This window comes from Lactobacillus jensenii DSM 20557 (assembly GCF_001436455.1).
In the GTDB taxonomy this organism is placed as follows: domain Bacteria; phylum Bacillota; class Bacilli; order Lactobacillales; family Lactobacillaceae; genus Lactobacillus; species Lactobacillus jensenii.
The window spans coordinates 1-12,305 of sequence record NZ_AYYU01000031.1; the positions used below are offsets into that span (position 1 = coordinate 1).

Annotated in this window: 10 protein-coding genes; all 10 read left to right on the forward strand. The window is 35.5% G+C overall.

The features are described 5' to 3' along the window. Positions 1-214 precede the first annotated feature (214 nt). Positions 215-1,733, forward strand: a 1,519-nt coding sequence (locus FC45_RS07785; protein ID WP_420911449.1) for a mucin-binding protein, incomplete at its 3' end; no start/stop codon positions are given. A gap of 187 nt (positions 1,734-1,920) precedes the next feature. Next, positions 1,921-5,061, forward strand: coding sequence for a mucin-binding protein (locus tag FC45_RS07880; protein ID WP_420911450.1), 3,141 nt, complete (start codon positions 1,921-1,923; stop codon positions 5,059-5,061). Positions 5,062-5,316: 255 nt separating this feature from the next. Further along, positions 5,317-6,276, forward strand: coding sequence for an LCP family protein (locus FC45_RS06835; RefSeq protein WP_224783613.1), 960 nt, complete (start codon positions 5,317-5,319; stop codon positions 6,274-6,276). 13 nt (positions 6,277-6,289) lie between these two features. Next, complete coding sequence (locus FC45_RS06840) at positions 6,290-7,162, forward strand: YveK family protein (RefSeq protein ID WP_006584605.1); 873 nt, start codon at positions 6,290-6,292, stop codon at positions 7,160-7,162. A gap of 6 nt (positions 7,163-7,168) precedes the next feature. Continuing rightward, entirely contained in the window at positions 7,169-7,933 is a 765-nt protein-coding gene (locus tag FC45_RS06845) for a CpsD/CapB family tyrosine-protein kinase (protein WP_006584606.1), read from the forward strand. A gap of 1 nt (position 7,934) precedes the next feature. Beyond that, positions 7,935-8,705, forward strand: coding sequence for a tyrosine-protein phosphatase (locus tag FC45_RS06850; protein ID WP_057706489.1), 771 nt, complete (start codon positions 7,935-7,937; stop codon positions 8,703-8,705). Positions 8,706-8,732: 27 nt separating this feature from the next. Beyond that, positions 8,733-9,398, forward strand: coding sequence for a sugar transferase (locus tag FC45_RS06855; protein WP_057706491.1), 666 nt, complete (start codon positions 8,733-8,735; stop codon positions 9,396-9,398). Between the two features lie 20 nt (positions 9,399-9,418). Continuing rightward, positions 9,419-10,195: a DUF4422 domain-containing protein gene (locus tag FC45_RS06860; RefSeq protein ID WP_034538843.1), complete on the forward strand. Its 777-nt coding sequence runs from the start codon at positions 9,419-9,421 to the stop codon at positions 10,193-10,195. A gap of 13 nt (positions 10,196-10,208) precedes the next feature. Further along, complete coding sequence (locus tag FC45_RS06865; RefSeq protein WP_006584610.1) at positions 10,209-11,282, forward strand: glycosyltransferase; 1,074 nt, start codon at positions 10,209-10,211, stop codon at positions 11,280-11,282. An 18-nt stretch (positions 11,283-11,300) separates the two neighbouring features. Then, positions 11,301-12,197, forward strand: a complete 897-nt coding sequence (locus FC45_RS06870; RefSeq protein ID WP_006584611.1) for a glycosyltransferase family 2 protein — start codon at positions 11,301-11,303, stop codon at positions 12,195-12,197. Positions 12,198-12,305: the final 108 nt, after the last annotated feature.

Genomic DNA, 12,305 nt, shown 5'->3' on the forward strand with positions numbered 1-12,305 from the left:
TGGCTATGAATTAGTACCTGGTGAAACTATTCCTGGTGCAGTTGACATTAAGCAGTCTGATTCACCAATTATCGTAACTTTAAAGGCTAAGACTGTTACTGTTACTCCAGACAAACCTCAAAATGAAGGTAGTGAAATTCCAGATAACCCTGGCAAGACCTTCCCTAAGGGCGTTAGTGAAAGTGACTTAAACAGAACAGTCACTCGTAAAATTATTGAAGATAAGCCAAATGGTTCAGTTACAGTTAGCGATGAAAGTGTTAAATTCACTCGGACTGCTACAGTTAACGTTGCAACTGGTAAAGTAACTTATAGCGACTGGACAGTTGCTAGTCCTTCAAACAAGTTCACTGAATATGTTTTAGGTGACGGAGACCAAGTATGGGGTTATACCGCTTCACGTTCTAAGGTCGATGAATCAACTCCATCAGTTGACGCTGGTGACCAAGAAATCCACATTACTTACGCTAAGGACACTCACACAGTAACGATTGACTACGTTGACTCAGATAACGGTGACGCAATCGTTCACCAAACAATCGTGACTGGTAAGACTGGTGAAACTAAGACTGTTACCCCTGAAATTCCTGAAGGCTATGAATTAGCTAAGGATTCTTCAGTTCCAGGTTCAGTTGACTTCAGCAAGCCTGCAAGTGATCAAAAAGTTAAGTTAGTTCACAAAACTACTACTTTAACTGATGAAACTCCTGACTTGCCAAATGGTTTAACTAGTCGAGACTTAAAGCACACCGTCACTAGAACTATTAACGTTTATGACACTGCTGGTCAAAATATCACTCATACTGAAAAGCAAACTGCAACCTTCAAGCGGACTGCTACTTATGATGAAGTAACTAAGAAGATCACTTTAAGTGATTGGACCTTGACTGCTGGTGATAGTAACTTTGCAGAATACAATGCTCCTGCAATTGACGGCTACACTGCAACCAATAAGGTTGATGCAATTACTGTAAACCGTGACAGCGGTGACTCAACTGTTAACATATACTACACTCCAAATGACAGCAAGGTTATCTTTGAAGCTTACGACCAAGCAACTGGTAAGGATGTTAAGATTGATTTAGACAGTATCGCAACTAATACTGAATTAGCTGGTAAGGTTGATGCTGCAGTTTCAGCAACTGACGCAAGTGATCGTGAAAGTAAGATTAAGACTTTACTTGCTAAGCTTGGATATGAGTACGTTGAAAACTCAACTACTGCCACTCCAGACAAGTACACTACTGATGTTCAGACAATCAAGCTTTACTTCACTCATCAAACCAGTGAAACTCCTGAAGACAAGACTGTTACTAGAATTATTACCGTTCCTCGCGGCGACGGTTCAACTGCTAAAGTTACTCAAACTGTCACTGTTCACAGAACTAACACTATAGACAAGGTAACTGGAACTACAACTCCAGGTGAATGGTCAAAAGCAGAATTCCCAGGTTATGACGCTGGTTCAATTCCTGGCCACACTACTAAGGTTGATGGTAAACCAGCAACTAGCGTACCAACTGAAGACGTTCAAGTTGTTGATGGCGTTCCTCAAAATGGTAAGGATGTCACTGTAACTTACGATGCAAATCCTGGTACCCAAACTATTAAGTACGTTGATGAAAATGGTAATCCTGTTGGCAATGACCAAGTACTTAATGGTAATGTGGGTGACAAGGAAAAGGTTAACCAAAAGATTGAAGATGGCTATGAATTAGTACCTGGTGAAACTGNGTTCCTGAGACAGTTGAAATCAAGGATTCTGATACTCCAATCATCATCACTTTACGTTCTAAGAAAGTCACTGTAACTCCTGACCAACCTAAGAACCCTGGCGACTCTATTCCAGGTACTGAAGGCAAGACCTTCCCTAAGGGTGTCAGCGAAAGTGATTTAAACAGAACCGTTACTCGTAAGATTATTGAAGATAAGCCAGATGGCAGTGTGACTGTTAGCGATGAAAGTGTTAAATTCACTCGCACTGCTAAAGTTAACATTGCAACTGGTGAAGTAACTTACAGCGACTGGACAGTTGTTAGTCCTAACAAGCAATTTAGCGAATACACTTTAGGCGACAGCGACCAAGTTACTGGCTACACTGCAAGTAGAACTAAGGTTGACTCTTCAACTCCAAGTGTTGAAGCAGGCGACCAAGAAATCCACATCACCTACACTAAGACTAACCAAACCACTACTATCAACTACATAGATACCCAAAATGGAGACGCAATTATCCATCAAACTGTTATCACTGGTAGATATGGTGATAAGAAGGAAGTTCCATCAGAAATTCCAGAAGGTTACGAATTAGCTAAGGATTCTTCAGTCCCAGGTTCAATTGACTTCAGCAAGCCTGTAAGTAATCAAACAGTTAAATTAGTTCACAAGACTACAACTTACACTGGGGATGAGCCAAAACTTCCAGATGGCGTTGTTAAGACTGACTTACAAAAGACTGTTACTCGCGTAGTTACTGTTTATGAACCAGATGGTAAGACTGTTCAATCAACTAAGACTGATCAAGCAACCTTTAAGCGGACTTTAACTGTTGACCAAGTTACTGGTGAATTCACTTGGTCACCTTGGACAACTAGCGATAAGACCACTTTTGACGCAGTTCAAGGTACTGAAAAGACCGGTTACGTTGCTCAAAGTACGCCAAGTGTCACAGTTAATGAAAATAGTAGTGACATGGACATCAAGCTTTACTACTTGCCATTAACTCAAAAAGTCACTGTTGAAGCTTACGACAACCAAACTGGTAAAGAAGTTCCATTAACTATTCCTGCCGGCTTTGATAAGGAAATCACTGGTAACACTAATCATGAAGTTCCAGCCCAAAAACTGAACGACTACATTGCCGCACTTAAAGGATTCTTTGGTGACAAGGGTTACAAGTTTGTTTCTCAAAGTACTGATCCTACTAACTTCGGTACTAAGGACCAAGTTATTAAGTTAATCTTTAACCATCCTGGTATTGATGTTTCAGACACCGATCCTAAAGCAAAGAAGCTTGTTAACCGGACTATCACCATTAAATACCCTGGTGGTAAGACCCAAGAAATCACTCAAACTGCAGTTGCTACTAGAACCGCTACTATGGATCCAATTTCTAAAGTAGTAACTTACGGTGACTGGACTGGTGGCTTCAAGGAGTTCACTGCCCCAGTTCTTCCAAATTATGTGAGTCAAGTTGATGGTAAAGATGCTGAAAGTGTTCCAGCTATCGTCTTTGACAAGGATCATGAACCAAGCGATGCAAAAGCTACTATCGACTACCACACTAAGCCAAACACCCAAACCATTAAGTACATTAATGATAGAGGTGAAATTGTTAAGACACAGACAATTGATGGATATGTTGGTACTACTCACGAAGTAACGGATGCAACTCCAACTGGTTATGAAGTCGCTAAGGGCTTCAGTGTTCCTGGTGAAGTAACTATTCAGCCAAATGACACACCAATTTTAATTCCGGTTATCTCTAAGACAGTTGAAGTTAACCATACTGATCCTAAGAACCCTGGTGACGAAATTCCAAATAACCCTGGAAAGACCTTCCCAGATGGTGTTAAGGAGACTGACTTAAACAGAGACGTTACTCGTAAGATTGTTGAACACAAGCCTTCTGGTGATGTTACTGTTCAAGATCAAGCAGTTCACTTTGTAAGGGATGCTACTGTAAATGTGGCAACTGGCGAAATAACTTATGGCGAATGGAAAGTTGAAGGCGAACGTAGTCACTATGATGAATACACTTTGTCACTTGATGATCAGGTTCCAGGTTATATTGCTAGCCGGATTAAGATTGACCTTTCAACTCCTAGTGCCGATGCTGGTAATCAAGTAATTGATGTTGACTACCGTCCAATTCAAACCATTAAGTTCAAGGCAATTGACAAGTCTGACAATGATCAAGTAATTCCACTTAAGAATGCAAGTTTGGCAACTTTGATTTCTGGTGAAGGCGGAGACAAGATTGATGATAAGCAGGTTTACAGCTATGTTCAAGCTATTCGTTCTGAACTTGAACCTCGTGGTTATGACTTTATCAATTATGACAATATTCCTGAACTTATTAAAGAAATTAAAGATGGTGTAATTAACGTTTACTTCAAACACCAAATTGTTCCAGTTAAACCTGGAGAGGGTAAGACTCCTGAAGAACCAGTTCGTCCTGGCGACCCAGAAAGTCCTAAATACCCTCAAGGTGTTGAAAATAACGACTTAACAACGCCAATCACTCGGACAATTAATGTTAAGTACCCAGCTGGTTACTCAGATGGTGGGTCAAATGCTGAACATACTGAAACTCAAACTCAAGTTGTTCAATACAAGCGGACTGCTTTAGTTGATAAGGTAACTGGTAAATTCCTTGGCTACACAGATGGTGAAGCCATTGGCACAGATACTTGGTCAGAATATGTTCCAGATGTTGCAAAGGGATATGGTTTGACCAAGGAAAGTGAACAAGCTCCAGAAGTTCACGTTAAGGCAAATGATAAAGATGTCGTTGTGAATATGGAAATTGTCCCACTTCCACAAAAACTAATTGTTAAGGCTTATGATGCAGGCAAGAAAGTGGTTGTGGAAGTACCATTTAACGGCGTAACTTACCAAAATATTGATTCAGAGACAGTTAAGAAGACTGTTGATGAGGCTCTTAAGGAGAAAGGTTATACTGCAGACTGGACTAGTGTTGAAATTCCAACTCGTTATGACAATGATGTTGATGTTGATCAAATCGTAGAATTACACACTAACTTGATTCCTACTCCAGTAACACCAGAAAATCCAAAGACAAATAAAGGTAATAAGACACCAGAATTACCTGCCAAATCAACCGGAAAACATGATGAACCAAAGACTACTACTCCACTAACCCCTGAAGCAAATATCCCTAATAAGGACGTAGCCAAGAAGATTACTAGTTCTTCAACAAAACTCCCACAAACTGGTAATGATAATTCATCTGCTGCTGGCTTAGGTCTCGCAGCAATGGCTGTTGCAAGCTTAATTGGTTTGGCTGGTAAAAGAAAAAAAGACGAAAAGAATAAATAAAGTTTAATAAATCTTTTTCACAGAATCGATGAAAGTCGATTCTGTTTTTTTGTTTAAATATAATTCTAATTGAGAAAAGTTGGGAAGTTTCTTTAGTTATCTATAAAAGTATCCTTGTAATATAGAAATATCTAATGGTAAAATAAAAATTGCTTATATTAATTATTTTTAAAGTTGAAAAAGGGGATTTAGAATTTGGAAAATAAAAAAGTTAATCATCACCACCATCATCACAAATTTTGGCGTGGTTTTTGGATGGTTTTTGGTGCTGTCATTTTAGTTGGTTTTATTGTATGTGGGCTAATTTATAAGAATTTGCGTGACACAGCAAATAAGATGTATACACCGGTAGCTAAAAGTATTACAAGTAATAAAAATAGGTCGTTTGACAATTTGTTAGCTACTAAGAAACCTATAAATATCTTATTGCTAGGAACAGATACTGGTGCTCTAGGCCGTGATTGGCGTGGTAGAACTGATACGATAATGATGCTCTCAATTAATCCAAATAGTAATAAGACAACAATTGTTTCAATTCCAAGAGACTCAAATGCAATTTTCCCTGATTATTCTAGTTATGGCGTAGCCAAAATCAATGCTGCCTACACTCTAGGTGGTGTTAGTGAAACTATCAAGACTTTAGATAAGTACTATAGTGTTCCAATTGATGGCTATATTTTAATTAATATGGGTGGTCTTGAGAAGGCAATTGATCAAGTTGGCGGAGTAGACGTAACTTCTCCATTGACTTTCGATAACCAAGGATTTTCATTTAAAAAAGGCAAGACTTATCACATGAATGGCAAGAAAGCTTTAGCTTTTGTACAGCTTCGTCATGGTGACCCTATGCAAGATTATGGTCGACAAGTACGTAATCGTTTATTAGTTATGGCTCTTCTTAAGAAGTCAATTTCACCAAGTACATTGGTTAATAATTCTTTCTTGAATTCTATTTCTAATGAAATGCAAACTGATTTGACTATGGAACAAATGTATAAGATTGGAATGGATTACCGTCGCGCAACTAATAACTTAAGTCAAGATCATGCTCAAGGTACAAGTAAAATGACTGATAATCCAAAATTTGGCCAAATGGAAATTGAAGTTATTAGTCAAGAAGAAAGACAACGTATTTCAGACAAGATTAGATCAACTCTAGATATAAACAAAGTTCAAGTCAATGAAGAACGAGCAAGTTATGTAATGAATAATTAAAGGAAACTGATTAATGGAGCAATTACAAGAAAATAACACAATTGATTTAGCACAATTATTAAAAATACTTCGTCGTCATCTCGTATCACTCTTAGTATGGAGCTTCGGATTTGCTATTGTAGCTTGGGGTGTTTCAGCCCTAATAATTCAACCCAAATATACCGCCGCAACTCAACTTTTGGTTAATCAAAAAACTGACAAAAACGATATTGGTGCAGCTTATACATTGCAACAAGCTAATATGCAAGTCATTACAACCTATAAAGATATTGTTACTAGTTCAAAAATCTTAAAAGATGCTTCAAATTTATTGGCTAACCCAGTAAAAGTGGTTCGCGAAGCTCAACCAGCAAAGTATCAAACACTGGCCGATGGTACAAAGAAGCTAGTGAAAAAAGCTCAATCAGCAGTTCTTGAACGTTCAGGAAAATCGTACATGGTATCTGCTACTCAACTATCAAAAGCTATTTCCGTAAAAACTCAACAACAATCTCAAGTGTTTTCAATTACTGCAACTGCCGATACTCCTGAAAAAGCTGAAGCTGAAGCTAATGCAGTGGCTGAAACTTTTAAAAATGAAATTCCTAAAATCATGAACGTTAACAACATCACCATTATTGCTGATGCTAATAAAGGTAAGCAATCATTTCCTAATGTGAAATTGTTTACTTTGGCTGGCCTAGTATTAGGATTTGCTGTGTGCTTGTTCATCATTATTTTACAAGAATTGTTGAATACAACTGTTCGTGATGATGAGTTCATGACTAAGAAGTTGGGCTTGACTAATTTGGGCCAAATCGAACATTATCATTTATCTAACTCATTTACAATTTCCAAGGTTAAAAAATCAACAAAATCAAGCAGACTTAGAAGTAGGAGAGTATAGGAGTTTATGGCATTATTTAGAAAAAAACGTGGGACAGATGAAACAATGCACTATGGTGCTAAGCTGATTACTATTGCCAAGCCACAAAGTCAAATAACTGAACAATTTAGAACAGTTAGAACGAACATTAATTTTAAAGCAATTGACCATGATATTAATACTTTAGCATTTACCTCTGCGGCAATTAGTGAAGGTAAGTCAACTGTTGCAGCTAATGTTGCGATTACTTATGCTCAATCGGGTAAGAAAACCTTATTAATTGATGGAGATTTACGCCGCCCAACTGTTCACAGTACTTTTTCTTTGAGCAATCGTCGAGGACTTACTACTATCTTAACTTCAAATAATAATAAATTTAATTTGGATGATTTTGCACAAGAAAGTGGTATTGAAAATCTTTCTATTTTAACTGCCGGACCTATTCCTCCTAATCCTGCAGAGCTTATGGGTTCGAAGAGAATGAAGACTTTTATTGATTTTATTAAAAGCTATTATGAAATGGTTATTATTGACTTAGCTCCAATTCTTGAAGTTTCAGATACACAAGAATTGGCTCGTGAGCTTGATGGAGTTGTTTTAGTAGTCCGTCAAGCTAAGACACAAAAACAAGCTGTTAAACGAGCAGTTGAAATGCTCGAATTTGCTCAAGCTCATGTCTTAGGTTACATTATGAACGATGTAAAATCTGAAGATGCTGGTTATGGTTACGGCTATGGCTACGGTAAAGAAAATAAAGAGAAGAAAAGTCTCTTTTTATGGTTAAAGAAATAAAATGGTTTTAGTAGATATTCACTGTCATATCTTGCCAGGTATTGATGATGGCGCAAGAGACTGGATGACATCGATGAAGCTAGCACGGGAAGCTGTTCAAAATGGTGTTACTCATGCAATTGTTACACCCCATACCTTAAATGGTAAGTATTTAAATCACAAAAAAGACGTTATTCGTTTAACTGAAAATTTCCAAGAAATGATTGATGAAGCAGGACTACCATTGCAAGTCTTCCCAGGGATGGAAGTGCGAATTAACGGTAAGCTCCCTGAAGCAATTGATAATGATGATATTTTATTCTGTGATGAAGATGGCAAGTATATGCTCTTGGAATTTCCAAATAATGATGTGCCAACTTATAGCAGCAATATGGTCTATGAACTGCTTCAAGAGGGAATTACACCAATAATTGTTCATCCAGAACGAAATACTAAGATTATGGATGATCCCGCAATTTTGCAAGGCTTTCTTGAACAGGGGTGTTTGGTTCAGATTACAGCTTCATCGTATACTGGAATTTTTGGGAAAAAGGTTGAAAAATTTGCTCGTCAATTAATCAAGGCAGGACAAGGATGCACTTTTGCATCCGATGCCCATGATTTGCCAAAACGACAATATCAATTAAGTGAAGCTTATGACAAGCTTGGACGTGAATTTGGGGAAAAGTTAGTACAAGCTTGGAAAGAAAATGCAAAGAATATTATTAATGGGGATCCAGTTGATATGCACTGGCGACCATTAAAACAAAGAAAGTTTTTTGGGTTATTTTAATTAGAGTTAGAGTGGGAAGAGACGGAAATGGAAAATATTAGAGTGGAAAGTAAAGCACATGACTCGGTATCAGAAAGGCATTACACATATTACTTTGTAAAACGTTCTGCAGATATTATTGTCAGTTTGGCAGCTTTAATAGTTTTGTCGCCCTTAATGTTAATAATATCTTTGTTGATCTATAAGCAGGACAAACATAATCCAATATATATTCAAGAAAGAATTGGTCTTCATGGTAAACCATTTAAAATGTTTAAATTTCGTTCAATGATTTTTAATGCTGATAAAGTATTAATGGCCAATCCAATGTTATATCAAGAATACTTGAAAAATGACTTTAAATTACCTGAAGGAAAAGACCCAAGAGTTACTAAGGTCGGGGCTTTTATTAGAAAGACTTCTTTAGATGAAATTCCACAATTTGTAAATGTTTTATTGGGACAAATGTCTTTAGTTGGTCCTCGTCCAATTGTTCAAAAAGAATTACATGAATATGGAAAAGATTTAGATGAGTTTTTATCTGTTAAGCCAGGTGCACTTGGACTTTGGCAGGCAAGTGGAAGATCAAATATTGGGTACCCAGAACGATGTGATATTGAATTGGAATATGTCAGAAATGCTTCGATTTGGTTTGATACTAAAGTATTTTTCAAATGTTGTATTAGCATCTTGAAAAAAGATGGGGCGTTTTAATATAGAAGGTTGTGTAGAAAATTAAAGCTAAAATTTTAGTAGCAGCACATAAGAAGGTTTCTCTACCAAATAAAGAAGGTTACCTTCCAATCTTAGTTGGTGCGAAAAGAAATTATAAACCTGATATTTCTTATCAAAGAGATGATCAAGGCAAAAATATCTCTGATAAAAATCCAAATTACAATGAATTGACTGCTATTTATTGGGCATGGAAAAACCTCAAGGATGCAGATGCAATTGGATTAGTTCATTACCGGAGATATTTTTTTAACTCAAAACCCTATACTTTAAATAATGTACTTAATATAGATGAAGTTGAAAAGTATCTTAGCAGAGTAGATGTTCTTCTACCTAAAAAAAGGAATTACTATATTGAAAGTAACTATTCGCACTATATTCATGCACATCATAAAGAACCATTAGATAAAACAAGAGAAATAATTCAAGCTGATTATCCTGCTTATTTATCAGCATTTGATCTTGTAATGAACAGACGTAAAGCACATATGTTTAACATGTTCGTTATGAATAAAAGAGCCTTTAATTCATATTGTGAATTTGTTTTCTCAGTTCTTGAAAAGCTTGAGTCAAAAATTGATATTTCAGATTATTCTGTTCAAGAAGCTAGAGTATATGGATATATCTCTGAGTTATTGATGGATGTCTGGTTAGAAACTAATCAATTTACTTGTGCTGAAGTGAATTGGGGACAAATTGGTGGTAAGCAAAATATTAGAAAAGCACTCCACCTTATAAAACGTAAATTAGGAATTGGAAAGAAAAAAACACATTTTTAAGCTAGGAATATAAATGAAAAAAGTAATTATTGCGGTGCCATATTTAAGTGGAAAGGGAGGCACTGAAACAGTTATAAATAATTTTGGTGAAGCTTTAAAACAAAATAGTCAAAGTGAATTTCAATGGCTCTTGGTTAATTTTGGAGGAAGCAAATATCCAACTTGGATGAAAAATTGGAACAGAAAAGTCTTCAATTTTTCAAATAATCGTTTAATTCAAAATCTTTGTTATATCACTATAATGCCTTTTCTCCTCATGTATCTTATATTGTCTGAAAAACCGGATTTTATAGTTTCAACTAATCCAGTGATTTGGAAATTTTCAAAGATTTTTAGTTCTTGTCTTTCTTCAAAAACTAAAGTTATTGCTTGGTATCATTATTCTTTCAAAAAGAAAAATGTAAATCAATTCTTTTTGAAAAATATTGATGGCTTTTGGGCAATTAGTACTGGTATTAAAGAAGAGTTAATCTCTTTGGGTGTTCCAAAAGATAAAATACACATAATTTTTAATCCAATTAATACAGAGGATAAGCATGAGGAAATTAAAAGAAGCGGTAATCAAAATAAGTTTATATATGTAGGTCGAATTGATTACGATGGACAAAAGAATGTTTCAGAATTAATCAAGGCTCTATCATTAGTAAATGGTGATTGGAGCTGTGATTTATATGGAAGTATAGACACTGAAACTAAGAATAGATTAGAAAATTTAATACAGAAATGTAAGATAACTAATCCAATTGAATTCCATGGCTTTTCTGAAAATGTTTGGGAACAAATAAAAGAAGCAGATGCGCTGATTATGACATCTAAATATGAAGGTTTCCCAATGGTATTATGTGAAGCGGCAAGTAGGGGAATTCCACTTATTGCTGCCAATTGTCCAACTGGTGTTAGTGACATTGTATCTGATGAAAATGGCTTTTTGTATCAGCCTGGGGATTTTGAATTATTGGGAGAAATCATAAATAATATAATTTCCAAGAGGAAACTCTTTCCATCTGAAAAGGCAATTAAAGAATCAATGCAACGTTATGGATATCAAGAGTATATTGCGCGAGTTTCAAGAAATTTATGTAATTAAATTTTTGAGGAGTAGTTAATGAAAAAAGTAGATTGTGTTGTAGTAACTTATAACAGATTGAACCTTTTAAAAGAATGTATTCAGTCAATTTTAAATCAAACCTATCCAGTTAATCATATTTATGTTGTAAATAATAATTCAACTGATAATACAATTAATTATCTAGCTGAAATAGCAAAAAATAATACAAAGATTGTGCCAATTAATTTAACTGAAAATGTTGGTGGTGCTGGTGGATTTAATATTGGAATAAAAAAATTTATTAAAGCCAATACGGCTGATTTTGTTTGGATTATGGATGATGACACAATTCCACAAGAACAAGCACTAGAGAATTTAATCAGAAAAGATGATATTTTAGATTCTTGGGGCTTTTTATGTAGTAATGTACGATGGAAAGATGATTCAGCGGCAAATATGAACGTTCCAACAGTTGAACGAGATTGGAATCAATTAGCTAAATTAGGACTAATTAAAGTTAAAGCAGCTTCTTTTGTTTCTATATTATTTCCTAAGAAAATAGTTGAAGCAGTTGGTTATCCAATTTCTGATTTCTTTATTTGGGGTGATGATGTTGAATACACCAAAAGAATTACAAAGTTAAATTATGATGGGTATTTAGTATCTGATTCTTTAGTTGAACATAAAATAGAAACAAATATTACGACTGATATTGTTCTTGAGAAAGATAGAAATAGAATTAAAAGATATTTTTTCGCAAATAGAAATGCGGTCTATACAACTAAAAAGCTTGAAGGTAATGCTAGATTAGTTGAGTTATTATTAAAAAAGCTAGGTTATGAGCCATTAAAAATTTTATTTAAGTCGAAAGACTATAAATTATTTAGACTTAAATATTCACTCAAAGGAACACTTTGGGGGCTGTTTTATAATCCAAAGACTGAAAAATATTAATTTAAAATATGGTGGGAAAAGGAGAAGTTAATGAAACCAAAAAAAATATTCCTAAACTTACTTAATTATTGTATAGCTTCGAGACCGTAAAATAGTTTGTGTAAGGAT

Coding starts and splice junctions, on each gene's coding strand:
- FC45_RS06835 (WP_224783613.1), top strand. CDS start 5,317: ATGGTTTTTGGTGCTGTCATTTTAGTTGGTTTTATTGTATGTGGGCTA.
- FC45_RS06840 (WP_006584605.1), top strand. CDS start 6,290: ATGGAGCAATTACAAGAAAATAACACAATTGATTTAGCACAATTATTA.
- FC45_RS06845 (WP_006584606.1), top strand. CDS start 7,169: ATGGCATTATTTAGAAAAAAACGTGGGACAGATGAAACAATGCACTAT.
- FC45_RS06850 (WP_057706489.1), top strand. CDS start 7,935: ATGGTTTTAGTAGATATTCACTGTCATATCTTGCCAGGTATTGATGAT.
- FC45_RS06855 (WP_057706491.1), top strand. CDS start 8,733: ATGGAAAATATTAGAGTGGAAAGTAAAGCACATGACTCGGTATCAGAA.
- FC45_RS06865 (WP_006584610.1), top strand. CDS start 10,209: ATGAAAAAAGTAATTATTGCGGTGCCATATTTAAGTGGAAAGGGAGGC.
- FC45_RS06870 (WP_006584611.1), top strand. CDS start 11,301: ATGAAAAAAGTAGATTGTGTTGTAGTAACTTATAACAGATTGAACCTT.